The sequence below is a fragment of the Klebsiella sp. S69 genome, from assembly GCF_016516145.1.
GTDB lineage: Bacteria > Pseudomonadota > Gammaproteobacteria > Enterobacterales > Enterobacteriaceae > Klebsiella > Klebsiella oxytoca.
The window spans coordinates 100,748-124,293 of sequence record NZ_JACVUU010000020.1; the positions used below are offsets into that span (position 1 = coordinate 100,748).

23 protein-coding genes are annotated in these 23,546 nt (G+C 53.9%); 12 read left to right on the top strand and 11 right to left on the bottom strand.

The features are described from left to right. Nucleotides 1-124: 124 nt before the first annotated feature. Nucleotides 125-424, top strand: a complete 300-nt coding sequence (locus tag IAE27_RS19645; RefSeq protein ID WP_117040499.1) for a hypothetical protein — start codon at nt 125-127, stop codon at nt 422-424. Between the two features lie 66 nt (nt 425-490). Here the strand turns inward: IAE27_RS19645 and IAE27_RS19650 are convergent, their stop codons facing one another. Continuing rightward, a complete protein-coding gene (locus tag IAE27_RS19650) occupies nt 491-988 on the bottom strand; it encodes a toxin YdaT family protein (protein WP_049099592.1) in 498 nt (165 codons plus the stop codon). A gap of 130 nt (nt 989-1,118) precedes the next feature. On the opposite strand from IAE27_RS19650, the gene IAE27_RS19655 reads away from it, so the two are divergent. The 4 genes from IAE27_RS19655 (at nt 1,119) to IAE27_RS19670 (ending at nt 2,958) form a co-directional block, all read left to right on the top strand. After that, nucleotides 1,119-1,394: a DUF4224 domain-containing protein gene (locus IAE27_RS19655; protein ID WP_224359986.1), complete on the top strand. Its 276-nt coding sequence runs from the start codon at nt 1,119-1,121 to the stop codon at nt 1,392-1,394. Nucleotides 1,395-1,916: 522 nt separating this feature from the next. Then, on the top strand, nt 1,917-2,174 hold the full coding sequence (locus IAE27_RS19660) for a TonB family protein (protein WP_224358757.1): 258 nt from the start codon (nt 1,917-1,919) through the stop codon (nt 2,172-2,174). Between the two features lie 57 nt (nt 2,175-2,231). Beyond that, entirely contained in the window at nt 2,232-2,624 is a 393-nt protein-coding gene (locus tag IAE27_RS19665) for a cell envelope integrity TolA C-terminal domain-containing protein (protein WP_004104474.1), read from the top strand. A gap of 118 nt (nt 2,625-2,742) precedes the next feature. After that, nucleotides 2,743-2,958: a zinc ribbon domain-containing protein gene (locus IAE27_RS19670; protein WP_004104473.1), complete on the top strand. Its 216-nt coding sequence runs from the start codon at nt 2,743-2,745 to the stop codon at nt 2,956-2,958. Here IAE27_RS19670 and IAE27_RS19675 read toward each other — a convergent pair. The 3 genes from IAE27_RS19675 to xseA form a co-directional block, all read right to left on the bottom strand. Next, complete coding sequence (locus IAE27_RS19675) at nt 2,955-3,299, bottom strand: protealysin inhibitor emfourin (protein ID WP_200092804.1); 345 nt, start codon at nt 3,297-3,299, stop codon at nt 2,955-2,957. The genes IAE27_RS19670 and IAE27_RS19675 overlap by 4 nt on opposite strands. Next, nucleotides 3,296-4,324 (bottom strand): M4 family metallopeptidase, encoded by a 1,029-nt coding sequence (locus IAE27_RS19680; protein ID WP_004104471.1) that lies wholly within the window; start codon nt 4,322-4,324, stop codon nt 3,296-3,298. The genes IAE27_RS19675 and IAE27_RS19680 overlap by 4 nt, the downstream gene beginning before the upstream one ends. Nucleotides 4,325-4,405: 81 nt before the next feature. Then, on the bottom strand, nt 4,406-5,779 hold the full coding sequence (gene xseA, locus IAE27_RS19685) for an exodeoxyribonuclease VII large subunit (RefSeq protein ID WP_154022945.1): 1,374 nt from the start codon (nt 5,777-5,779) through the stop codon (nt 4,406-4,408). A gap of 158 nt (nt 5,780-5,937) precedes the next feature. On the opposite strand from xseA, the gene guaB reads away from it, so the two are divergent. Both guaB and guaA read left to right on the top strand, forming a co-directional pair. Beyond that, nucleotides 5,938-7,404: an IMP dehydrogenase gene (gene guaB / locus IAE27_RS19690; RefSeq protein ID WP_014230355.1), complete on the top strand. Its 1,467-nt coding sequence runs from the start codon at nt 5,938-5,940 to the stop codon at nt 7,402-7,404. Between the two features lie 68 nt (nt 7,405-7,472). After that, a complete protein-coding gene (guaA, locus tag IAE27_RS19695) occupies nt 7,473-9,050 on the top strand; it encodes a glutamine-hydrolyzing GMP synthase (RefSeq protein WP_004104468.1) in 1,578 nt (525 codons plus the stop codon). A 135-nt stretch (nt 9,051-9,185) separates the two neighbouring features. Here guaA and IAE27_RS19700 read toward each other — a convergent pair whose 3' ends face one another. Further along, nucleotides 9,186-10,382 (bottom strand): MFS transporter, encoded by a 1,197-nt coding sequence (locus IAE27_RS19700; RefSeq protein WP_200092805.1) that lies wholly within the window; start codon nt 10,380-10,382, stop codon nt 9,186-9,188. 98 nt (nt 10,383-10,480) lie between these two features. Between IAE27_RS19700 and IAE27_RS19705 the strand changes: the two genes are divergently transcribed. Beyond that, the gene (locus tag IAE27_RS19705; protein WP_004114400.1) at nt 10,481-11,377 is read left to right on the top strand and encodes a LysR family transcriptional regulator; all 897 of its coding nucleotides are present in this window, start codon (nt 10,481-10,483) and stop codon (nt 11,375-11,377) included. Here IAE27_RS19705 and IAE27_RS19710 read toward each other — a convergent pair. Further along, nucleotides 11,368-12,270, bottom strand: a complete 903-nt coding sequence (locus tag IAE27_RS19710; protein WP_004104450.1) for a LysR substrate-binding domain-containing protein — start codon at nt 12,268-12,270, stop codon at nt 11,368-11,370. The two genes, IAE27_RS19705 and IAE27_RS19710, sit on opposite strands and share 10 nt — an antisense overlap. 108 nt (nt 12,271-12,378) lie before the next feature. On the opposite strand from IAE27_RS19710, the gene IAE27_RS19715 reads away from it, so the two are divergent. Continuing rightward, the gene (locus IAE27_RS19715; protein WP_224226339.1) at nt 12,379-13,194 is read left to right on the top strand and encodes an alpha/beta fold hydrolase; all 816 of its coding nucleotides are present in this window, start codon (nt 12,379-12,381) and stop codon (nt 13,192-13,194) included. Continuing rightward, a complete protein-coding gene (locus tag IAE27_RS19720) occupies nt 13,191-14,087 on the top strand; it encodes a DMT family transporter (RefSeq protein ID WP_024274551.1) in 897 nt (298 codons plus the stop codon). The genes IAE27_RS19715 and IAE27_RS19720 overlap by 4 nt, the downstream gene beginning before the upstream one ends. A 13-nt stretch (nt 14,088-14,100) precedes the next feature. Here IAE27_RS19720 and IAE27_RS19725 read toward each other — a convergent pair whose 3' ends face one another. Beyond that, a complete protein-coding gene (locus IAE27_RS19725) occupies nt 14,101-14,292 on the bottom strand; it encodes a YfgG family protein (RefSeq protein ID WP_004104447.1) in 192 nt (63 codons plus the stop codon). A gap of 370 nt (nt 14,293-14,662) precedes the next feature. Between IAE27_RS19725 and IAE27_RS19730 the strand changes: the two genes are divergently transcribed. Next, nucleotides 14,663-16,882, top strand: coding sequence for an EAL domain-containing protein (locus IAE27_RS19730; protein ID WP_024274550.1), 2,220 nt, complete (start codon nt 14,663-14,665; stop codon nt 16,880-16,882). 39 nt (nt 16,883-16,921) lie between these two features. On the opposite strand, the gene ppx is transcribed toward IAE27_RS19730, so the two are convergent. The 4 genes from ppx to purM all read right to left on the bottom strand — a co-directional run bounded on the left by ppx (nt 16,922) and on the right by purM (nt 22,382). Then, on the bottom strand, nt 16,922-18,463 hold the full coding sequence (gene ppx / locus IAE27_RS19735; RefSeq protein WP_004114392.1) for an exopolyphosphatase: 1,542 nt from the start codon (nt 18,461-18,463) through the stop codon (nt 16,922-16,924). Nucleotides 18,464-18,466: 3 nt separating this feature from the next. Beyond that, nucleotides 18,467-20,527 carry a polyphosphate kinase 1 gene (gene ppk1, locus IAE27_RS19740; RefSeq protein ID WP_004104435.1) on the bottom strand — a complete coding sequence of 687 codons (2,061 nt, stop codon included), beginning with the start codon at nt 20,525-20,527 and terminating at the stop codon, nt 18,467-18,469. A gap of 179 nt (nt 20,528-20,706) precedes the next feature. Then, nucleotides 20,707-21,348 carry a phosphoribosylglycinamide formyltransferase gene (gene purN, locus IAE27_RS19745; protein WP_004114390.1) on the bottom strand — a complete coding sequence of 214 codons (642 nt, stop codon included), beginning with the start codon at nt 21,346-21,348 and terminating at the stop codon, nt 20,707-20,709. Continuing rightward, nucleotides 21,345-22,382 (bottom strand): phosphoribosylformylglycinamidine cyclo-ligase, encoded by a 1,038-nt coding sequence (purM, locus tag IAE27_RS19750; protein WP_004104433.1) that lies wholly within the window; start codon nt 22,380-22,382, stop codon nt 21,345-21,347. Before purM ends, purN begins: the two co-directional genes overlap by 4 nt. Before the next feature lie 265 nt (nt 22,383-22,647). Between purM and bglK the strand changes: the two genes are divergently transcribed. Continuing rightward, nucleotides 22,648-23,541 (top strand): beta-glucoside kinase BglK, encoded by an 894-nt coding sequence (bglK, locus tag IAE27_RS19755; protein ID WP_004104432.1) that lies wholly within the window; start codon nt 22,648-22,650, stop codon nt 23,539-23,541. The last annotated feature ends 5 nt before the right edge of the window (nt 23,542-23,546 follow it).

The following is a 23,546-nucleotide window of genomic DNA, read 5'->3' on the forward strand; positions in this document are numbered from 1 at the left end:
ATAACCGCGAAACACTCAAATCATGAAACATTCCATGACCTCCAAATAACCAATAAAGGGGAATTAATTAACTGTATAATACAATTTTATAGAATCATTTTCCCCTAACGTGAGGTGCAATGATATGCCTGTTGTCGTGTCTTATCGTTATGACTGGTTCCGTATAATCGAGGACATTTCACGAGAGGGCCTGACACTCAGTGATATTGCGAAAGAACTGGATGTATCAAAAACAGCGGTAATTGGCTGGAAGCAAGGAGCCGAACCTCGTTACTTTGCTGGTGATGCTCTTATCTCTTTGTGGTGCCACATTAAGCAAAGACGGAAGGAAGACCTGCCGACTCAAATCCTGTCGCGAAAGTTCATTCATAACTACACATCCCGGCGTTACGCAAACACGCAAAAACATGTGGACACCGCATAGCGAATACACTCCGCGTCGAAATACCCGCATTTTTTCTCTCGAACCATCAAAAAAGAAAAATAATTTCTATGGGAGTTGACGTGTTTCAGCCCTCTTTGTACTCGCGCGCGCGCGCGTTTTGTCAACGCCATTTAAGCTGCTTTCAAGGCTATCGAGCACTTTACGCAGGGAATTAATCTGTTGTGACATGTCACGCTCTTGCAATAAAGCCGCAGTGATAATTCTGGAAACTTCTTTGGTCAGGATAATCAGCAGGTAAGTAGTTTTATCCCCGGAAACTCTGGCCCTTCGTTCAGCAGGTAATGCCGTCAAAATAGCGTTTCGAAGTAACCTTGTTCTTGCGACTGCTCTGGCAGACTGCCCATCAAACCACCGGAACAGTTTTTGCCGGTTGTTATTTATGGCCCGCCAGTCAGCCTGGCCGTAAGCATCATCCATTGGGTAGAGTTTTATGTACTCTGAACATTCTCCACTGACAAACCACGCCTTACAGATCTCAATAGCAACATGCTCCTGGCTGGTCTCAGCAGCCCATGAGTAAACTTCTGATTTGATTTCATTCATAACAGTCTCCAGAAATTGATTATGTTTAATCAGTTTTTTTTGCCCGGATGCACTCTGATGGGGGTCAATGCAGGGATTGCCCGCAGCCCGAACAGGAAAGTAACAGGTACATATTTAACGGGGAGTTCAAGTGGATAAACGCGATCCATGTATGACGCTAATCACCGATGAGGAAATGCTAGAAATCACAGGTGCGCAATTCCCTTCAAAGCAGTGCCAGATACTAAAAGATCACGGTATAGCTTTTGTACGAAGACTGGACGGCCGTCCAAGAACAACATGGTTCAATTTCAACCATCCACTGCATAGCCGTCATCACTCTTTCGAAGAAGAGATATTGGAAGATGAGGAGCCAGATTTTGATGCAATTTACAGAGGGAAAGAAAAAACCAACCCGAAACGCTAGAACACTATATCTATAGGAGAGGGAGCCTCTTTCTCTCTGGTTGGCTGGATGGGACTGTTACCAGAGGAGCAGTTTTCTGCGGTGGGAATAAGAATTTTTTTTCGGGCGATTTATGCTTATAGGATGGAGCACCTTCCAAAATGATGTACACAAGGGTGTACACAAAGAAAAACAAAAATTACAAATACATATATAAATCAATGTGTTTATGGGTTTTATTTTCTTTCACATCAAGAAAGGCAAATAAGCTATCCGTCAGCATTAAAAATAGAAAGCCCGCATCCGTCGGGCTTTTTTATTATCGGCCACCGATCATGCGCAGAATAATAAACTCGCTTGAGGCTGCGTTATAAATGTGAGAAAAACCAGGGAGGATAAATATTTTTGTGACAATGAGGTCAGAATGAAAAGCTTCTTAACTCTCCTGATGCTGTTTCTTTTTCCCATAGCCTGTACCGCTGAATCACAACCTGTTGAACCGCGCGTTAAGCCTGCTTATCCCGCGAAAGCCGCAAAAAAAGGATACCGGGTCAGGTTAAAGCGCAATTTGACGTTGACGAGAATGGGCGGGTGACTAACATTCAGTTATTAAGCTCCGATCCCTCCGGAATGTTTGATAATGAAGTCAGGGCCGCAATGGGAAAATGGCGATACGTTAAAGGGAAGCCTTCCAGCAATAACATCATTACCATTCATTTCACGCCGGGGCCGTGTTCCGTTGAGGTGCCAGCGCCAAATCAGCCCGGCAGTATTCGAAGCGGTGGCGTCCCTTTTCGCTAAGATGAATGCACGTGAAATAACGAAGGGACAATCGAAATAAACGTCGGGAACAGGGATATGAAAAAAACAATCGTGATGTTCGCTTTGGTCATATTAACCAGCAGCTGTACGCCGTTTCATCCTGCTGACTGTCATAAAACCTCAGCGCTTGGGAGCTGTAGCTCTGGACGATTCAGCGATGATGATGAATATGGCAGGCAGGCGAGATCGATAAAAGAGTCTATTGATTCCCGATTATCCAATCGCTACGGCTGGACGGGGAAAAAATGCACGATCCATGTGAGTTTCAGCTATGAGGGGAAACTGAATAGCATCACAACGAGTGAAGGTAATAAAAAATATTGCGCTGCGCTGATTGATGCCGCTAAACGGGCCACCTTCCCGCCGTTCACCGATAAGCAGGTGTACGACGCTTTTGCTCAGTCCCGGTTCAGTATGCAGGGTGAGTAAAATAAACGCGGCGATCCGCCTGGGAGCGAATAGTCTGCTGGAGTTCAGTGGCTGGCAGCAGCCACAGATTGTGCAACCGTGATAAAATAAAGCCACATACCCGTCGTCAGGAGTCACCATGGAATTTGATTGCCCCGTGTGCCATGCGCAGCTTGCTGTGCAGGGCAATAGCGCCCACTGCGCGCATTGCGCGAAAGAGTATGTTGTTGAAGCCCGCTGCCCGGACTGCCACAAGCCGCTGGAAGTATTAAAAGCCTGCGGCGCGGTAGATTATTTTTGTCAGAATGGCCACGGGCTGATTTCAAAAAAACGCGTCGAGTTTGTGCCGGTTTAATTTTTATCGCTGACGCAGCTTTCACCGTCGCGCCAGAGTTCAACCAGTGATTCTGGCGCACGCTCCTCCGGGATGAGAATAATCAGGCTGTGGTAGTGCTGCTCGCTGATGATCTGAATGCGAAAAAAACGCTGGTCGCCGCTGCCCGGCGAGTCGGGCTGCCCCGGCGGCTTGCCCAGCGGTAGCGATTGTTGAAGAATTGAAGCGATCCGCTGCTTCTGTTGCTCGTTGAGCTTCGCAACCACAATCTTACGCATTCCACTGAGCGCCGGGATCCAGGCGACGCCCCCCTCGCGAGCCAGCTCAATAATCGCATCATCGCTAAGATCGGCAAGATTCATAGCACCACTCCGACGCGCCCCCAGGCTTGAGTGATGGCATCAGCGATCTCTTTGCCAAAACGTTTTTCGCCATGGCGAACCGTGAGCCTGGCAAAGGTTGAAAAATCAGCGTCTTTTGCCAGAGAGTTATCACACACTGCGTCATACCAGGCGTGGCCCGCTTTTTGCCACGCAAAACCGCCGATCGCGCGGGCGGCGAGATAAAAGGCGTGATTAGGAATGCCGGAATTGATATGTACGCCGCCGTTATCCTGCTGGGTATGCACAAAATCTTTCATGTGAGCGGGCTGCGGATCTTTGCCAAGGATGGGGTCATCGTAAGCGGAGCCGGGCTGAGACATCGAGCGCAGACCTTTGCCGTGAATGCCTTTCGCGAGCAGTCCCTCACCTATTAGCCAGTCCGCCTTGTCCGCCGTTTGCTGGCGCTGATATTGTTTGACCAGCGAGCCAAAGACGTCCGAGAGTGATTCGTTAAGCGCGCCAGATTGTTCGAAGTAGATAAGACCGGCTTCGCTCTCCGTCACGCCATGGCTTAGCTCGTGCGCGACGACGTCAATGGCGATAGTAAAGCGATTAAAAATCTCGCCATCACCGTCGCCAAATACCATTTGCTGGCCGTTCCAGAACGCATTTTGATATTCGTGGCCATAGTGGACGCTGCCGGTGAGCTTTAGCCCGCGGTTATCCAGAGAATCGCGCTGGTAGCTCTTCCAGAAAAACTCATGGGTGATGCCGAGATAGTCATAGGCTTCATCAACGGCCACATCACCGTTGGAGGGCTGCCCCTCAAAACGGACCTGCGTTCCCGGTAGTTCCTGGGTTTGCCCGGCATCGTAAATGTCGCGCTCAAGCTGGCCCGGCGTGGTGACATGGGGCGCAGCGGGGCGTCCGGGAACATGCGCCATCAGGGACTGAACATGGCTGAGGGTATTCTGCGCGCAGCGCTGCTGCTGAAGCGAGCCATGGTCGACAATGCGGCGTAAAATATAGGGCGGAATCACATAACGAGGATAAGCAACAGGCATATCACGCTCCTTAGCCGGATAGAACCGTTTAAAAAGGGCATGAGAGCAGTATAGTTATCCCCGGTTGAAAAGGCAGAATAATCAGGCTTTTTTACGGGAGCGCGTTTTCTTCGCCGGCGTGATGTTTTTCACTTCGCTCTCCACCCAGCCATCGTTCAGGCGGGTAGTGAGAAGGTCTCCCTCGCGTACCTGTTTGGTCTGCTTCAGCACTTTGCCGTCGCTGGCGGAAGTCACGCTATAGCCGCGGGCGAGCGTCGCCAGCGGGCTGACAGCCTCCAGATGCGTGACCATATTGCCGAAGCGCTCGCGCTGCTCGCCGAGGCGGCTGCGGATATTTTCCGCCAGGCGATATTCCAGCTGTTGAATACGGCTCTGGGCGCGGTGAATACGCGGCTGCGGATTTTGCTGATTCAGACGCTGCGTAGCGCGCTGCTGGCGCTGATCGGCGCGCTTCATCTGCGTCTCAAGAGCGAAACGCATGCGCTGACGCAACCTTTCCAGCTCCGTTTGCTGGCGAGCAAGGCGCAGCTGAGGATGCTGCTGCTGCAGGCGGTGAAATATCTGGGTAAAGCGACGATGGCGGTTGGCAAGGAAGTAGTCCATCGCCATCTCAAGACGCTGCTGTCCTGACTGGAGCTGGCGCAGCAGCTCCAGCTGGTTACGGCTGACCATTTCTGCCGCCGCGGAAGGCGTTGGCGCGCGCAGGTCGGCGACGAAATCGGCAATAGTGACGTCAGTTTCATGGCCCACGGCGCTGACGATGGGAATCGGACTGGTAAATATCGCCCGCGCCACCCGCTCGTCGTTAAAACTCCATAAATCTTCCAGCGAACCGCCGCCGCGTCCGACGATAAGTACGTCGCATTCGCGGCGCGCGTTGGCCAGTTCAATCGCGCGAACAATCTGCCCCGGTGCGTCTTCGCCCTGAACGGCGGTCGGATAAATAATCACCGGCAGGGAAGGGTCGCGACGCTTGAGCACCTGTAAAATATCATGCAGCGCGGCGCCGGTTTTAGAGGTAATGACGCCTACGCAGTGCGCAGGGGAGGGAAGCGCTTTTTTATGCTGCTGATCGAACAAGCCTTCCGCCGCCAGGGCGGCCTTCAGCTGTTCATACTTCTGCTGAAGCAGTCCTTCGCCCGCAGGCTGCAAGCTCTCCACGATAATCTGATAATCGCCGCGCGGCTCGTAAAGGGTGATGTTGGCGCGAACCAGCACCTGCTGCCCGTGCTGCGGACGGAAGGTCACCCGGCGGTTGCTGTTGCGAAACATTGCGCAGCGCACCTGGGCGTTATCGTCTTTTAAGGTAAAGTACCAGTGACCGGAAGAGGGCTGGCTGAAATTGGAAATCTCGCCGCTGATCCATACCTGGCCCATTTCACGTTCCAGCAGCAGCCGGACCGACTGATTGAGGCGGCTAACCGTGTAAATTGAGGGGGATTGAGATGGCAACATGTGAGCAAGATCAAATTCTAAATCAGCAGGTTATTCAGTCGATAGTAACCTGCTGAGAGGGGATCGCAAGTATTATTTGCAAAAAAGGGTAGATGCAATCGGTTACGCTCTGTATAATGCCACGGCAATATTTATCCACCCTGGTCGAGATATTGCCCATGCTACGTATCGCTAAAGAAGCTCTGACGTTTGACGACGTCCTCCTCGTTCCCGCTCATTCAACCGTTCTGCCAAACACCGCCGATCTCAGCACCCAGTTGACGAAAACCATTCGCCTGAATATTCCTATGCTCTCCGCAGCAATGGATACCGTGACGGAAGCGCGTCTGGCGATTGCCCTGGCACAGGAAGGCGGCATCGGTTTTATTCATAAAAACATGTCTATCGAGCGTCAGGCGGAAGAAGTTAAGCGCGTGAAGAAGCATGAGTCCGGCGTGGTTACCGACCCGCAGACCGTTCTGCCGACTACGACTCTGCGCGAAGTTAAAGAGCTGACTGAACGTAACGGTTTTGCTGGCTATCCGGTTGTGACCGAAGACAATGAGCTGGTCGGCATCATTACCGGCCGCGATGTGCGTTTCGTCACCGACCTGAACCAGCCGGTTAGCGTATATATGACGCCGAAAGAGCGTCTGGTTACCGTTCGCGAAGGTGAAAGCCGCGAAGTGGTCTTTGCCAAAATGCATGAAAAACGCGTTGAGAAAGCCCTGGTTGTGGATGACAGCTTCCATCTTCTCGGCATGATCACCGTTAAAGATTTCCAGAAAGCGGAACGTAAACCGAACGCCTGTAAAGATGAGCAGGGTCGCCTGCGCGTTGGCGCAGCGGTTGGCGCGGGCGCGGGTAACGAAGAGCGCGTTGATGCGCTGGTTGCCGCGGGCGTCGATATTCTGCTGATCGACTCTTCTCACGGTCACTCTGAGGGCGTATTGCAGCGTATTCGCGATACCCGCGCAAAATATCCTGACCTGCAAATCATCGGCGGCAACGTGGCGACCGGCGCGGGCGCACGTGCGCTGGCGGAAGCCGGCTGCAGCGCGGTGAAAGTGGGTATCGGTCCAGGCTCCATCTGTACGACGCGTATCGTGACCGGCGTGGGCGTTCCGCAGATCACCGCCGTTTCTGACGCGGTTGAAGCGCTGGAAGGCACCGGTATTCCGGTTATCGCTGACGGCGGTATTCGTTTCTCCGGCGATATCGCGAAAGCGATTGCCGCAGGCGCAGCCGCTGTCATGGTCGGTTCGATGCTGGCGGGTACCGAAGAGTCTCCGGGCGAAATCGAACTCTACCAGGGGCGTTCTTACAAATCTTACCGCGGTATGGGTTCCCTTGGCGCGATGTCTAAAGGCTCCTCCGATCGCTACTTCCAGACCGATAACGCCGCCGACAAACTGGTACCGGAAGGTATCGAAGGTCGCGTCGCCTATAAAGGCCGTCTGAAAGAGATTATTCACCAGCAGATGGGCGGACTGCGCTCCTGTATGGGCCTGACCGGTTGTGGTACCATCGACACCCTGCGGACCAAAGCGGAATTCGTGCGCATCAGCGGCGCGGGTATCCAGGAGAGTCACGTTCACGACGTGACCATTACCAAGGAATCCCCGAACTACCGCATGGGCTCCTGATTTTCATCGCCCGGCCACGCGCCGGGCGATTTATTTAACCTGTATCACTTGCCTCGGAATTATCGTCAATGACGGATAACATTCATAAACATCGTATTCTTATCCTGGACTTCGGTTCTCAGTACACCCAGCTGGTTGCGCGTCGCGTTCGTGAATTGGGTGTCTACTGCGAACTGTGGGCATGGGACGTGACTGAAGCTCAAATTCGTGAGTTCAATCCTAACGGCATCATTCTTTCCGGCGGCCCGGAAAGCACTACCGAAGATAACAGCCCGCGCGCGCCGCAGTATGTCTTCGAAGCTGGCGTGCCGGTCTTTGGCATCTGCTACGGTATGCAGACCATGGCGATGCAGCTGGGCGGCCACGTTGAAGCCTCTAATGAGCGTGAATTTGGCTACGCGCAGGTTGAAGTTCAGACCGATAGCGCGCTGATCCACGGCATTGAAGATGCGCTGAGCGCGGACGGCAACGCTATGCTGGACGTCTGGATGAGCCACGGCGACAAAGTCACCGCCATCCCGTCTGACTTCGTTACCGTTGCCAGCACCGAAACCTGCCCGTTCGCCATTATGGCCAACGAAGAGAAGCGCTTCTACGGCGTGCAGTTCCACCCGGAAGTGACCCACACCCGTCAGGGCCTGCGCATGCTGGAGCGTTTTGTACGCGAGATTTGCCAGTGTGAAGCGCTGTGGACCCCGGCCAAAATTATCGACGACGCCATCGAACGTATTCGTCAGCAAGTGGGCGACGATAAAGTCATTCTCGGCCTCTCCGGCGGCGTGGACTCGTCTGTTACCGCAATGCTGCTGCATCGCGCTATCGGCAAAAACCTGACCTGCGTCTTCGTGGATAACGGTCTGCTGCGTCTTAATGAAGCTCAGCAGGTTATGGATATGTTCGGCGATCGTTTCGGTCTGAACATCGTTCACGTCGAAGGCGAGGCGCGTTTCCTGGCTGCGCTGGCGGGCGAAAACGATCCGGAAGCGAAGCGTAAAATCATCGGCCGCGTGTTTGTTGAAGTGTTTGACGAAGAAGCGCTGAAGCTGGAAGACGTGAAATGGCTGGCGCAGGGGACTATCTACCCTGACGTGATCGAGTCTGCGGCTTCCGCAACCGGCAAAGCGCACGTTATCAAATCTCACCACAACGTGGGCGGCCTGCCGAAAGAGATGAAGATGGGCCTCGTTGAACCGCTGCGCGAGCTGTTCAAAGATGAAGTGCGTAAGATTGGCCTCGAGCTGGGCCTGCCGTACGACATGCTGTATCGTCACCCGTTCCCGGGCCCGGGTCTCGGCGTGCGCGTGCTGGGCGAAGTGAAGAAAGAGTACTGTGACCTGCTGCGTCGCGCGGATGCCATCTTCATTGAAGAGCTGCACAAAGCTGACCTGTACAACAAAGTGAGCCAGGCGTTCACCGTATTCCTGCCGGTGCGTTCCGTCGGCGTCATGGGCGATGGCCGTAAGTACGACTGGGTGGTTTCCTTGCGCGCAGTTGAAACTATCGACTTTATGACCGCACACTGGGCGCACCTGCCGTACGATTTCCTCGGCCGCGTGTCCAACCGCATCATCAATGAAGTTAACGGTATCTCCCGCGTGGTGTATGACATCAGCGGTAAGCCGCCGGCTACCATTGAGTGGGAATAAAATTTATTCTTTGCGGTAATTGAATAAAAATAATGCCATTAATGATTGACGTCATTAATGGCATTTTTCATGTTAATATCAAAGGATTACGGAATTACCTGAGGCGATGAATACCGATACGCCGGGCTTCTACTGTTATCCCCGTTCTTCAATCGCCGCTGGCGTATTCTCCTGCTGACACCATGCAATGGCCATCGCCAAAGCTGCCACCATCACAGCCAGCACGGCGGAAACGGCTAAGCTTCCCCTCAACCCGAAATGATGATTTAGCCATGCGTAGGCAAACGGCGATATGGCGGCCAGCAGTTGCGCGGGAATCAACAGAATGCCGGTTAGCCGGGCATAATCCTCGGCGGCAAAGAGCTGCAGCGGTAAAGTGGCCTTAAACACGGTGGTCAGGCCGTTGATCGCGCCGTAACCCAGTACAAATCCGCCGGCCGCCCACGACAGAAAAGCGCTGCTCAGTCCAAGCGCAAAGCAGAGCGGCATCAGCGAGGTCGTCAATATCGTTAGCCGCAGCGGTGTGAGCGCGTAGCCGGATGCCACTTCGAGAAAGCGCGCGCCGGTTTGTCCAATTCCCCATAGCATTCCCACCGCGACAGGGAGCCCAACGCTGGCGATGAACTCGGGAAGATGCGTTGACGTGCCGTTGGATACAAAGGTAACCAGCGCAATCAACGACGCGTACAGCAGGGCCGGACGTCTATCATGCTTTGACTGCTGCTGGTTTTTTTTCACCCTTACCGGCAACGGTAATTTGGTATTCGGCATTTTCCACAACAGAAGAGCGCTAAGCAGGCCAAACAGGGCGTAGACCAGCAGCGCGTGCCGCCAGTCCATCCGCGTCAGCAGCCAGGCGCCAAGCGGCCAGAACAGGGCCGAGGCTAATCCTCCGGCCAGCGTCACGCGCGATATGGTCAACCTGGCACGCTGCCCGTAAAGATTCACCAGCGCCGCGAACAGCGCGTCGTACAGCGCCAGCCGCATACCGATGCCGGTCAGAAGCCAGGCGGCGAACCAGCCCGTCAGGCTATGGACGTAAGCCATCAGCAGACACCCCGCTGAAATCGCCAGCGTACCGGTAATCACTATTCGCTGGCCGCCAAAGCGGGCCAGAAGCCGGGCGATAAATGGAGAAAGCGTCGCCATCATGAGCATGGCGAGGGTCAGTCCGAAATAGATTTCCGTAGCGGTCCAGCCGGTCTCCTGAGCGATAGCCCTGGCAAAAATGCCGGGCATATAAAACGAGATTCCCCAGTTAATCAGCTGATTGCACCCGGCGGCCAGCGTGATAAAGCCCGGCGCGGAGTGCGAGTTCGCAGGTGTATTCATGATTTTCCATTCAGTTACGCTGTTGTCGGCAGCATACCTTGCGCGCTATTGTGCAGGCAGGCCGGTCCGTTTATGACCCTTATAAGAGAAACTTTGTGATGATGACGCTCAATCTGGGAAATCTGGCGACGTTCCGCCTGGTCGTACAGCGCGGGAGCTTCTCCGCTGCGGCAGACGTACTGGGATTGTCGCAGCCTGCGGTCAGCCTGCAGGTACGTCAGCTGGAACAGTTTCTACAAACCAGGCTGCTTGAGCGCACCGGGCGGGGAATTAAAGCGACGGCGGCCGGAATCGCATTGCTGGCGCATAGTGAGCAGATTGAACTGGCGGTGGGCGCGGCGGTGCAATCGGTGAGTGAATTCAATCGTGAAATCAGCGGCTCGGTAACGCTGGGATCCGGAGCAACCGCCTGTATTCATCTGCTACCTCCGTTACTGCAGAAGCTACATCATGAGCATCCTTTATTGACGGTGAGGGTCACGGTTGGCAATACGCTTGAGGTGGTTCGGGCTATTGAAGAGAATCGGCTCGACCTTGGGCTTTGTACGCTACCGGCGAATGGACGCAGTCTGGCGGTTATGCCGGTGTTAGAGGAGGAGTTTGTGTGTATTTTCAGCGATGGGCAGGATGAGTTACCGTGGTCGCTGACGCCAGAGATTCTGCAATCATTACCGCTAATCGCTTTTGAATCGGGAAGCGGAACCCGGGATCTGATCGATGGCTGGTTTCTTGCCGATGGGCGGGCGATAGCGCCAGTCATGCAGTTAGGCAGCATTGAGGCGATTAAGCGCATGGTACGTGCGGGGTTGGGGTTCAGCATTGTGCCGAGAATGGCGGTAGAGCATCCGCAGGATCGTATTGGCTTAAATGTTCAATCACTGACTCCGCTGCTGCATCGTCAGTTAGGCATAATCATGCGGCAGGATAAAATTATCAGCAAAGGTATTGCTGAGATCCTGCGTTTACTGCAGAAGTTGGAGAATGGTCAGGCGTAGCGTGTTTTCAATAAAGCAATGGCTGAATCAACCAGCGGGTGGTGACGCTCGCTGTTCCACGCCGCCGCCGCGGTAACAACCATCTGCTTCTCTTCCAGGGCCTTTATCACCACATTAGCCGGCGCCAGTTTGCGGGTGGAGGCGGGAACCAGCGCGATGCCCTGGCCGCAGCTGACGAACGCAATTTGTGAACTTACCGAGCGGACCTCATGCAGAATGCGGGGAGTAAAACCGTGGGTGCGACACAGCGAGGTGAGGAGATCAAACCAGGCCGGGCTGACCTGGCGAGCAGACATTACCATCGGCTCCTTTGCCAGCGCGCGCAGGCTGACGCGATGCTGTAAGGCCAGCGGATGATCGACCGGTAGCGCGACAGCCAGGCGTGACTCTTCCAGCGGCAAAGTCGTGATGTGGCCTTCGGTCTCACCTTCCAGGCGCACAAAAGCCAGATCCAGTTCACCGTTCTCCAGTGCGGGGATCGCATCGACACTATCGATTTCCCGGATAAATATTGTTAGCCCGGGCGTAGCGCGCTTAAGCTCCTCAAGCAGTGGGGGTAAGGTCTCCAGCATGGCCGAGGTTATCGCCCCGATATTCAATACCGCCGAGTGGCCTGCGGCGATTTCATCGACGGTTCTGCCCAACTGGCTGAGCTGGTCGGCGAACTGGCGTACCGCGGGCAGGAGTGCGGCTCCGGCCGGACTCAGGCGGGTCCCGCGCCGCGAACGCTCGAACAGCTGGAGTTTCAGCCCGTGCTCCAGGAGCTTGATTTGTTCCGTTAGCGGCGGTTGCGACATCCCGAGGCGCAGCGCCGCGCGGCCAAAGTGTTCCTCTTCCGCTACTGCGAGAAACATCCACAGCTGCTTAATACGACGAAAATCAATATTGCTCATGAGAGATATTCTGTTACTTATTTAGTATCACAGAGTTTATTTTATAAGAATTTACATATCAACATAGCTGGTTATGATTCCAGCCCAGGAATGATAAGCAATGAGGATATGATGAAAATACAGCCGGAGTTGACATGGCAGCGCTTGCCAATGACGGTGCAGGGCATCGGGCTTGATATCGCGTCCATTAGCCGTGAAGGAACGGGGGAGCCGGTCGTCTTTCTTCACGGTTTTGGCTCCAGCAAAGAGGATTACGCTGATTTCGTGCGCCATCGAGCCTTTGAGGGGCAGCCGTTTATTGCCTGGGATGCACCGGGTTGTGGTGAGAGCCAATGCGCTGATTACAGCAAGATGGGGTTACCCTTTCTGCTTGAGACGGCGCTGAAGGTGATTTCCCACGCGGGGTTTACGCGCTTTCACCTGGTCGGGCATTCAATGGGCGGATTAACATCGCTTCTGCTGGCGCACGCTTTCCCCGAGCGAGTGCTAAGTTTTGTGAATATTGAGGGCAATATCGCGCCGGAAGACTGCTTTTTGAGCCGGCAAATTGTGCAATATGCTGAGCCGGACGCGGAACGTTTCTTCGCGCGCTTTATTGAACGCACTCGCCAATCGCCAGCCTGGGCCAGCGCGCTCTATGCCAGCAGCCTGCCGCAAAAGGTTCGCGCTGAAGCGGTGCCGGGGATTTTCTCTTCGATGGTGGATTATTCTGACCACGGTGAGCTAATGGCGAAATTCCTTAATTTACCGTGTCCAAAAATGTTTATGTACGGCGACCAGAATGCCGGGCTAAGCTATTTATCTTCTATTGCCCGCCGTGGTGTAAAGTTGGCGGAAATTCCGCATTGCGGGCATTTCCCTATGTATTCAAACTCGCCGGAGATGTGGCGACAGATAGCTTTATTGCAGCAGGCCTCACGATGAATAAAGCGTCATCTTCACAGCTGATCGGCGTGCTATTTTCCGTCTGCGCGGCTTTTGGTTTCTCGTTTAAGGCAATATTCGTCAAGCTTGCCTACGAGCAGGCAACGGTAGATGCCATTACTTTACTCATGCTGCGGATGACCCTGTCGTTACCTTTCGTTATCCTGGTTGCTCTACGGGTGCTGCGTAGCGGTGTACCACTGCAGCGTCGTGATTATCTGCTGCTACTGCTGCTGGGAATAGTGGGGTATTACGGTTCGGCGATCCTGGATTTTATGGGCCTGCGCTATATTACCGCCGGGCTTGAGCGGCTGATCTTATTTACCTACCCGGCGCTCACTATTCTGATTGGCGTCCTGTTTTTGGGTAAGCGTTTCGAAAAAAAGGTACTCCTGGCCTTAGCGCTCTCCTGGTCGGGAATTCTGCTGGCGTTTGTCCACGATCTGCAGATTAGCGGTGATATGCATAGCCTGGTGCTCGGTGGTGGTCTGATCGCCGCAGCGGCCTTACTGTATGCCATTTATAATGCCGGGTCAGAGGTGGCAATCCGGCGTATGGGGTCGATGAAGTTCGCGGTTCTTGCCCTGCTGGTTTCATCTCTTGCCACGCAAACCCATTTTTATCTTGCTCAACCGTTATCCGCGCTTAACCTGCCGTGGCAGGTATATCTATGGTGTGGCGCGATGGCGCTCTTCTCAACCGTATTACCGATCTTCTGGCAGTCGGCGGCCGTGCAGCGCATTGGTGCGGAACGCGCCGTGCTGATCGGCCTTCTGGGACCAATGCTAACCGTATTCTTTAGCTGGTGGTTACTGGGAGAACCCATTTCGCTGGCACAAATAGCGGGCACATTGTTAGTGATGGCTGGTGTGCTGGTTGTGCTTCGGCATTAGTCTTTTTGAGCGTTTATTTTTGCTCAGGCGCTTTTGCTGAATCCGAAGGCTCAACGGTGATAGTGGATTGCTGCGATTGCTTTTTGTCCTGATGATGGTACCAGGCACCAATGGAGGAGTAGACAAAGCGTCCAAAGAAGAAGATAAAGCTGATAAGCAGTACGATACGGGTCATGCGACGGTTAAATCGATGTCGTTTACGCATACTGGGTGCCTGACTCACAAAAGGTTCCTTAAAGTATACCCAAAGGCTGGGCGATGTGCGTATTAAGGCACAGGAAAGCGGAAGGGTCAATTGATGAGGATGTAAAAATCCCGCAGGCAAAACATTAATTAATGTTATATAAGATAATCCTCGTATTTACATGCTTTCTGCTTATGGCGGATGAATGTTAAAAAAACGGTATTATTAATATCAGCTACGTGATTTCTTGATTTATATCAATCGTCTGTTCGCAGCGATAACTAAAATCACCAGCCAGTTCCGCGTTGTTATTCCTGGCGCGATTATGACGGTTGGTTGGATGCCTGCCTGAATACACCCTGCAGGATTTAGGGTTATCCGTAGAGCATCTATGAACTTAATTAAACTTTACAGGCAATATCGGGATAAATGGTGGGCGCTACCGCTTATCTTACCTGTATGTTTGCTTCCCGTGTCACGATGGGCTAATACCGTTGCGTTGCTGGATGGTAATGAAGTCTCTCTTTACTATTTACCCCTGGCGCTAGTACTGAGCCTGATGCTGTTTTTCGGCTGGGCCGCATTACCGGGGATCGTTCTCGGGTTGTTGCTTTCCATTACGCGCGGCATGTCGCTGGAAGATACTATCGGCGTCATTTTCCATTTTCTTATTCCGACCGTTTTATGCTGGGGCGGTTATCGCGTTTTTGTCCCGCGAAGGCAGCAAATCTCGCATGGCAACGTAAGTCTGATGCCTCAGCGATTGTTCTGGCAGATGCTGTTGCCGTCCCTGATCTTTCTTATCCTGTCGCAGCTGGCCGAGTATCTGGGCATTCATCCACGCGCTACCGGGTTGATAGGGGTCAATCCCTTAAGTTTGCGTTCGCTTATCACCTTTCAGGCCCTGATGGCGGGATGTTTAACCGGCGTGCCGTTGTGCTACTTCGTTATTCGAACTATCCGCAATCCGCTTTATATCCGCGGGTTTATATCGCAAATTCGCTTACAGATCGACCCAAAAATAAAGCGCTTTGAATTTGTTATATGGGCAGTGGTGCTGATAATTCTATTATTCCTTCTATTGATGCCGCTGAATAGTACGAGCACCATATTCAGTACAAATTATACGTTATCCTTGCTGATGCCGGTGATGTTATGGGGGGCGATGCGCTTTGGCTATCGCTTTATTTCATTAGTCTGGTCACTTGTTTTAATTATTATTATTCACTTTCACTATCAATATCTCCCGCATTCCCCGATTTATAACAATCAGCTGGCGATCACCTCCTCCAGCTATCTGGTGTTTTCATTTATTATCGCCTATATGGCAATGCTGGCGACGCAGCAGCGAGTTTTTTACTCGCGCATGCGTCGGATGGCCTTCATCGATCCGGTCGTTCGCTTGCCTAATATCCGGGCGCTGAGTCGGGCGTTAAATAAATCCTCCTGGTCCGTGCTGTGTTTCCTGCGCATTCCTGAACTGGAAATATTGGGCCGCCACTACGGTGTTCTGTTGCGTATTCAGTACAAGCAGCTGCTGGCCGAGTCGCTCAGCGAGTTACTGCGCCCTGGGGAGGATATCTACCAGATGGCAGGGCATGAGCTGGTGGTTCATCTGAACAGTGAAGGCCATCAGCAGCGCATTCCCCAGCTCTATGAGCACCTCAAAAAATTTCGTTTTGTCTGGAATGGTATGCCGCTGCAGCCGCCCGTGGGATTCAGCTATTGCAACGTTCGCTCGCCGGTGATGCATCTGCATTTGCTGCTTGGCGAACTCAACAGCGCGGCCGACCTTTCTCTGGCGACCGGAAGCCCTGAAAACTTACAGCGCCGCGGCGCCATCAATCTGCAGCAAGAGCTGAAAGACAAAGTCGCGATAATGAATCAGCTGGTGAAGGCGCTTGATCAGGATCGGTTCCTCCTGATGGCGCAGCCGATTGTCGGCATCCGCGGGGATAGCTACCACGAAGTCCTGCTCAGGATGTTGAACGACAATGATGAAATCGTCATGCCGGATATCTTTTTACCGGTAGCACACGAGTTTGGCTTCTCGGCGCGTATTGATAGCTGGGTACTCGAACATACGCTTATGTTTATGGACAAGCAGCGCAAGAAGCTGCCGGGAATGCGTCTGGCGATAAATATCTCACCTTTTTCAGTGAGCAACAGCCATTTTCATCAACAGGTGCAAGCGCTGCTGGAGCATTACGATATTGAGCCCTGGCAGATTATTTTTGAGCTGACTGAAAACCATTCACTGACAAATCCGGAACAGGCGCGTAAAACCCTGGCGCAGCTTCAGGAGCTGGGATGCCGGGTGGCAATTGATGATTTTGGCACCGGTTATGCCAGCTACGCGCGGCTGAAAACGATGAATGCGGATTTGCTGAAAATTGACGGCAGTTTTATCCGTAATCTGGTCTCCAGCAGTCTGGACTATCAGGCCGTTGCTTCCATTTGCCTGCTGGCCCGGATGAGAAACATGCAGGTAGTGGCCGAATATGTCGAAACGCCGGAGATTCGCCAGGCGGTAATTTCGCTGGGGATTGACTATATGCAGGGCTACGAGATTGGCAGACCAGCGCCGCTTGAGGCGCTGGTTGAGGCTTGACAGGACAACGGGCCGGAAGTCCGGCCCGCGTGAGATAAACTAGCTGGCCGCGTCAGGCTTCTCTTCCTCGCTGATTTTTAGCCACCAGTCAGGTACGCCTTCCCAGTACTCCTGCTCTTTTTCCAGATCGAGCAGTACCAGCGCATTCTGGCTAAACCAGTCGTGCGGGAAGGTCAGCGTCCAGTGGTTGGCCTCGGTTTTCAGCGTGAGGGTCGGCGGCGTGGTCGTCGCCTGGCGCTGGTTATTCAACAGCACGCCAAGGCGCAGCAGCTGAATCAACGGCAGAAACTGCTTTTTCTTAAACAGCGTAAAACGCGGCAAATCATCCAGCTTAATCGCTTTACGGTGATAGCGAACCAGGGTGGCCATCAGCATTTGCTGTTCCTGATTAAAGCCCGGCAGATCGCTATGTTGCAGAATATAAGCCGAATGACGGTGCATGCCGCTGTGGTTAATGTTTAAGCCAACTTCATGGAGCATGGTTGCCCATTTCAGCAGCGCCGCCAGATGCGGATTGGCAAGCTTGGGATTCTGCTCCTGCCATTGCTCATAAATATGCGTGGTGGTCTCCAGCACGCGTCGCGCCTGCTCACGGTCGATGTTGTACTGGTTCGCCAGGCTTTGCGCGGTGCGGCTACGGATATCCTGATGACGGAAACGTCCTTCCATCTCGTACAGCACGCCCTCACGCAGCGCGCCGTCGGACAAGCGCAGCTCTTTAATCGCCAGCGCGTCAAATACCCCGCACAGGATAGCCAGACCGGGCGCAAAAACGGCTTTTCGATCTTCAGACAGCCCGGGCAGGCTCAGCGAGTCGAAGTTTTTATACTTCAGCAGCTCTTCGACCAGCATCTCGAGGCGCTCGGGAGTGATGAACCCGTCTTTCTCGCCCATCGCCACCAACACTTCGTGAGCGGCTTTAATGGTGCCGGACGCGCCCAGGGCCACGTTCCACCCCTGGATGCGGAACTGCCAGGCCAGCGTTTCTAGCTTCTGCACGGCTGAAAGTCGCGCGCGCTGGAAATTCTCTTTATTGATGACGCCGCCAGCAAAATAGGCCTGAGAGAAGCTCACGCAGCCCATACGGCGGCTTTCCACCAGGCGAGGTTCGAAATCCTCGCCGATAACCAGCTCGGTAGAGCCGCCGCCGATATCGATGACCAGCTTACGGCCTCGTTCCGGCTGCGTATGCTCAACGCCCATAAAAATCAGACGCGCTTCTTCATTGCCGGGGATGATTTCAATCGGGTAGGGGATGACCTGCTCCGCGCGCTTGAGGAATTCTGCGGCGTTTGTCGCCTGGCGCAGCGTGTGCGTGCCGACGATGCAGACGCTGGATGGGTCAAAACCCTGCAGGCGCTCGGCGAATAGCGACAGGCAGTTCAGCCCGCGCGCAATAGCCTCTTCGCTCAGTACAGAGTTTTCATCCAGGCCGTCGGCCAGATGTACGCGCTGTTTCAGACGACCGATGATCTGCATTGCTCCGTCAACGACACGGGCGATCACCATATGAAAACTGTTCGAACCGAGGTCGACCGCAGCGAACTCCTGCGGCCGAGGGGCATTTTCGTTTATTGGCATAGGTTAATCGGGCTGTTCAAGTGATTTGAGGTAGTCGTATATCGCCATCTGTGCGCGCACTTTGCGGCGATTGCCGCGCGGCACGTAGCGATTACTCAGTTCTTTATCAAGATAGCGTGCTTTGACCGTATCGTTGAAGAGGAGATCGAAAATATCGAGTACGCGCTGTTTCAGACGCGGATCCAGCAGCGGCGCGGCCACTTCGATACGATAGTCAATATTGCGCGTCATCCAGTCCGCGGACGATAGCCAAACCTGCTTATCGCCGCCGTTTTCAAAGCAATAAACGCGGTCATGCTCAAGGAAACGGTCAACAATGCTGATGACGCGTATATTTTCGCTGATTCCTTCGAGGCCAGGGATCAGCGAGCACATGCCGCGAATAAGCAAATTAACCGGAACGCCTGAGCTGGAGGCGGCGTAAAGGCGGTCTACCAGGCCTTTATCGACCAGATTGTTCAGCTTCAGGGTGATTCCTGATGGCTGACTATTTTGCGCGTTGGCGATCTCGCGATCGATCATCTCATAAAGCAGTCGGCGCGAGTTTTGCGGCGATACCAGCAGGTAATCGAAGCTGACCGGACGATAGGGGTTTTCGATAAAGTTAAATACCCGGCGGACTTCATTGGTGATGCGCGCATCGGCGGTCAGCAGCGAATAGTCGGTGTACAGACGCGCGGTTTTTTCGTTGAAGTTGCCGGTACCGATGTGCGCATAGCGCACGACTTCATCACCCTCTTTACGCGAAACCAGGAACAGCTTGGCGTGAATTTTGAGACCCGGGGCGGAGAAGATAACGTGCACGCCAGCTTCGGTCAGGCGTTTAGCCCAGTGAATATTGGCTTCTTCATCGAAACGCGCCTGCAGCTCCACGACCACGGTCACTTTCTTACCGTTGTGGGCGGCGTGAATCATCGAGTCGATGATTCGTGAATCTTTCGCTACGCGGTAGATGTTGATTTTGATGGCCAGCACGCTCGGGTCGAAAGAGGCCTGGCGCAGCAGCTCAAGCACGTGTTCGAAAGTGTGGTACGGATAATAAAGCAGCACGTCGCGTTCGCGAATTGCATCAAAGCCGTTACGGAATTTATCGAACCACAGATGGCGCAGACGCGGCATCGGTTTATTCACCAGATTGGCTTTGCCGACGTTGGGGAAGCCGATAAAGTCTTTAAAATTGTGGTAACGACCGCCCGGCAGCATAGAGTCGTAGTTAGAGATGGAGAGCTTGTCGCGCAGCATTTCGACCATCGCGTCCGGCATATCGCGCTGATAAACGAAGCGCACCGGCTCGGCGGTCAGACGCTGCTTCAGGCTGGAGGACATCAGCTCCATCAGGCTCGATTCCATCTCATGCACCAGATCGTATTCGGCATCACGCGTCATTTTCATCGAGTAGGCATTCAGCGCATCGTAATCGAAAAAGCCCTTGAAGATATCATCCAGACAATAGCGCAGAATGTTGTCTAACAGAATCATTGGCTTGCGACGGCGCGGCGCTTCCGGCGGCAGATTCACAAAACGCGGCACCTTGTCTGATGGAATCTCGAGAAGCGCGTAATTGATGCTATCCCCGCGAATAATCTCGACGGCCAGATAGGTGTAATCATCCTTCAGAAACTGAACCAGATCCGTTTCGCGGTTAATCAGGATCGGCGTAATGTGCTGACGAAGATACAGCTTGAAGTAGTTGCGCAGCCAGGACTGCTGGTTGACGGAGAGCTGGCGTTCGTTAATCAGGAAAATCTGGTTACGCGCCATCTCCAGCAGCAGCTCATTGTATAAACCGTCAAACTCCTGATCGGCCTTGAGCACGCGAGCCTGGATTTTTCCCAGCAGATGGCGAGAGTGTGCGGTACTGCCTTGTTCTTCGCTAATGATGATGCGGCGCTTCAGTTCGGCAAAGCGCACCTTGTAAAATTCATCGAGGTTGTTGGAGTAAATCCCCAAAAAACGCATGCGCTCGATCAGCGGATTGCTTTTGTCCGCCGCTTCCTGAAGTACGCGCTCGTTGAAGGATAACCAGCTGAGTTCTTTTTCGATGTATAGCTTTTCCTGGCCCATTACAGCTCACACTCCGTTTTACTCACAGGACATAGACTATTATGACGAAATTTTCCGCATAGCGATTCACTCTGTCACAACAATATGACAGTAAGAAGAATTATTTCTCCAATATATTTGATTGTTAAACGATTTTAATCAAAAAAAAGCCCCGCGTGGATAAAACGCAGGGCGGGAGGTTACTCTTCGGCAGCGTAGCCTTGCGGCGGTAGCTTCACTTCATCAAGCCAGGCTTCGTTGCCCTCCGCGCGCAGGCGGCCGTCGACAAACCAGCTAATAGCCAGGGGATAGATATCGTGTTCCTGCGCCTGTACGCGGGCGGTAATGTCGTCTTCGGTATCTTCAGCGAAAACCGGCACCTTTGCCTGCAATACCACCGGACCGCCATCCAGCTCATCGGTCACGAAATGCACCGACGTCCCGTGCTCCTCATCGCCATTTTCCAGAGCCTGGCGATGGGTATGCAGCCCCGGATATTTTGGCAGCAGGGAAGGGTGGATATTCAGCATCCGCCCCTGATAGTGGGCGACAAAAGCCGGACTAAGAATACGCATATAGCCGGCCAGTACCACCAGATCCGGCGCATAGGCGTCGATCTCGTGCATCAGCTCGCGATCGAAGGCTTCCCGGTTGGCAAACTGGCTGGCGGCGAGGGCGTGAGCCGGAATATTCGCCGCGCGCGCGCGCTCAAGGCCGAACGCGTCGGCCTTGTTGCTGAAGACTGCACGCAGGGTGCCGTTGATTTTTTTCCGGGCGCAGGCGTCGATAATCGCCTGCAGGTTGCTACCGTTGCCGGAAATCAGCACCACGATGTTTTTCATTCAATGACCACACGCTGTTCGGAATCAGAGGCTTTGATATACCCTATTTTCCACGCGTTTTCACCTTTGTCGTTCAGGAAGGCAATCGCCTTATCCGCCGCGTCTGCCGGCAGCGCGATGACCATGCCGACGCCGCAGTTAAAGGTGCGATACATTTCGTGGCTGCTGACGTTACCCGCGGTTTGCAGCCAGTTGAACACTTCCGGCCACTGCCAGGAAGATTCATCAATGACCGCCTGGGTGTTGTCCGGCAGGACGCGCGGGATATTTTCCCAGAAGCCGCCGCCGGTCAGATGGGCGATAGCGTGCACGTCTACGTTGGCAATCAGGTCGAGCACGGACTTCACATAAATGCGGGTCGGGGCCAGCAGGTGGTCAGCCAGCGGTTTGCCGTTGAGATCGGTGGTTTGCGGGTCAACGCCGCTGACTTCGATAATTTTGCGTACCAGAGAGTAGCCGTTTGAGTGCGGTCCGCTGGAGGCCAGCGCCACCAGCACATCGCCATCGGCTACTTTGCTGCCGTCGATAATTTCTGACTTTTCTACCACGCCGACGCAGAAACCAGCCACGTCATAATCTTCTCCGTGATACATGCCCGGCATTTCCGCCGTCTCGCCGCCCACCAGCGCGCAGCCTGACTGCAGACAACCTTCGGCAATGCCGCTGATTACGCTCGCCGCAGTATCAACATCCAGTTTGCCGGTCGCGTAGTAATCAAGGAAAAACAGCGGCTCGGCGCCCTGAACCACGAGGTCGTTTACGCACATGGCGACCAGGTCGATACCGATAGTGTCGTGGCGCTTCAGGTCCATCGCCAGACGCAGCTTGGTGCCGACGCCGTCGGTGCCGGAGACCAGAACCGGCTCGCGATACTTCTGCGGCAGCGCGCACAGCGCGCCGAATCCGCCCAGTCCACCCATCACTTCCGGGCGGCGAGTTTTCTTCACCACGCCCTTAATACGGTCGACGAGAGCGTTGCCTGCATCAATATCCACGCCGGCATCTTTATAGCTGAGAGAGGTTTTATCGGTCACTGCGAAGTCTCCACGCGTTTGCGGTAGCAATAAAAAACGGCGCAATTCTAACAGGGAAAGCAAACGTTTGCGAGCCTGCTTTGCAGTCGATGTAAAACGGCCGATAAGTGCGCAAATTTGATACCGTTCACGAAAATGAAACCGGGTACATTCTTCTGCTTGCCAGCGTTCTCAGGAATAATCATCATGCCACTGAAACCGGTTTCTTTCCTGCTGCTACGCGAGATAAACCGAGAATTTGATGGATTCTGGAGGAAAGCTGAGGATGAAAATTGCCGCATTCGATATCGGTGGCACGGCGTTAAAAATGGGGGTAATGACGCGCGAAGGCGAGCTGCTGGATAAAGGAAAGCAGACCCTTATCGACAGCGATGGCGACCAGATCCTGCAGGCGATGCTGGCGTGGATCGCCGCTCACCCGGAATGTAAAGGAGTGGCGATCAGCGCTCCCGGCTACGTTAATCCGCACACCGGCTTTATCGAAATGGGCGGCGCCATCCGTAAGTTCGATAACTTCGCTATCAAGGCCTGGCTTGAGCAGCAGGTGCGATTGCCCGTCGCCATTGAAAATGATGCTAACTGCGTGCTGCTGGCCGAGCGCTGGCGGGGTAAAGCCGCCGACATGAGCAACTTCCTGGTCCTGACCATCGGCACCGGCATCGGCGGGGCGATTTTCTGTAATAACCAGTTGGTCCACGGCGCACGTTTCCGCGCCGGCGAATTCGGTTATATGCAAACCGCGCGTCCGGGCACCCGCGATGTGCGGCGCTATTCGATGAACGAAAACTGCACGCTGCGCGTGCTGCGCCATCGCTACGCTGAGCATCTCGGCAAAGCGCTGGATGACGTCACCGGCGAAGAGATTTTTGACCGCTACGATGCGGGCGACGCGACCTGTCGACGGCTGGTCGCTGAATTCTTTAACGGCCTGGGTACCGGGCTTTACAACCTCGTTAACTTATTCGATCCGCAAACGATTTTGATCGGCGGTGGAATTGTGGAACGACCGGGATTTCTGGCGCTGCTGCGCGAGCATCTGGCCTGGTTTGGCATTGCGGAGTATCTCGACACCGTCAGCCACGGCAACGATGCCGGGCTGGTAGGCGCGGTTTACCATTTCAATCAGCAACACCGGTCGCAGAGCGGCGACTGCGCATAGGGAGA

What these genes read in the sequence shown, in the direction of transcription:
- IAE27_RS19645 (WP_117040499.1), top strand. Translation starts at nt 125, where the DNA reads ATGCCTGTTGTCGTGTCTTATCGTTATGACTGGTTCCGTATAATCGAG.
- IAE27_RS19650 (WP_049099592.1), bottom strand. Translation starts at nt 988, where the DNA reads ATGAATGAAATCAAATCAGAAGTTTACTCATGGGCTGCTGAGACCAGC.
- IAE27_RS19665 (WP_004104474.1), top strand. Translation starts at nt 2,232, where the DNA reads ATGAAAAAAACAATCGTGATGTTCGCTTTGGTCATATTAACCAGCAGC.
- IAE27_RS19670 (WP_004104473.1), top strand. Translation starts at nt 2,743, where the DNA reads ATGGAATTTGATTGCCCCGTGTGCCATGCGCAGCTTGCTGTGCAGGGC.
- IAE27_RS19675 (WP_200092804.1), bottom strand. Translation starts at nt 3,299, where the DNA reads ATGAATCTTGCCGATCTTAGCGATGATGCGATTATTGAGCTGGCTCGC.
- IAE27_RS19680 (WP_004104471.1), bottom strand. Translation starts at nt 4,324, where the DNA reads ATGCCTGTTGCTTATCCTCGTTATGTGATTCCGCCCTATATTTTACGC.
- xseA (WP_154022945.1), bottom strand. Translation starts at nt 5,779, where the DNA reads ATGTTGCCATCTCAATCCCCCTCAATTTACACGGTTAGCCGCCTCAAT.
- guaB (WP_014230355.1), top strand. Translation starts at nt 5,938, where the DNA reads ATGCTACGTATCGCTAAAGAAGCTCTGACGTTTGACGACGTCCTCCTC.
- guaA (WP_004104468.1), top strand. Translation starts at nt 7,473, where the DNA reads ATGACGGATAACATTCATAAACATCGTATTCTTATCCTGGACTTCGGT.
- IAE27_RS19700 (WP_200092805.1), bottom strand. Translation starts at nt 10,382, where the DNA reads ATGAATACACCTGCGAACTCGCACTCCGCGCCGGGCTTTATCACGCTG.
- IAE27_RS19705 (WP_004114400.1), top strand. Translation starts at nt 10,481, where the DNA reads ATGATGACGCTCAATCTGGGAAATCTGGCGACGTTCCGCCTGGTCGTA.
- IAE27_RS19710 (WP_004104450.1), bottom strand. Translation starts at nt 12,270, where the DNA reads ATGAGCAATATTGATTTTCGTCGTATTAAGCAGCTGTGGATGTTTCTC.
- IAE27_RS19715 (WP_224226339.1), top strand. Translation starts at nt 12,379, where the DNA reads ATGATGAAAATACAGCCGGAGTTGACATGGCAGCGCTTGCCAATGACG.
- IAE27_RS19720 (WP_024274551.1), top strand. Translation starts at nt 13,191, where the DNA reads ATGAATAAAGCGTCATCTTCACAGCTGATCGGCGTGCTATTTTCCGTC.
- IAE27_RS19725 (WP_004104447.1), bottom strand. Translation starts at nt 14,292, where the DNA reads ATGCGTAAACGACATCGATTTAACCGTCGCATGACCCGTATCGTACTG.
- IAE27_RS19730 (WP_024274550.1), top strand. Translation starts at nt 14,663, where the DNA reads ATGAACTTAATTAAACTTTACAGGCAATATCGGGATAAATGGTGGGCG.
- ppx (WP_004114392.1), bottom strand. Translation starts at nt 18,463, where the DNA reads ATGCCAATAAACGAAAATGCCCCTCGGCCGCAGGAGTTCGCTGCGGTC.
- ppk1 (WP_004104435.1), bottom strand. Translation starts at nt 20,527, where the DNA reads ATGGGCCAGGAAAAGCTATACATCGAAAAAGAACTCAGCTGGTTATCC.
- purN (WP_004114390.1), bottom strand. Translation starts at nt 21,348, where the DNA reads ATGAAAAACATCGTGGTGCTGATTTCCGGCAACGGTAGCAACCTGCAG.
- bglK (WP_004104432.1), top strand. Translation starts at nt 22,648, where the DNA reads ATGAAAATTGCCGCATTCGATATCGGTGGCACGGCGTTAAAAATGGGG.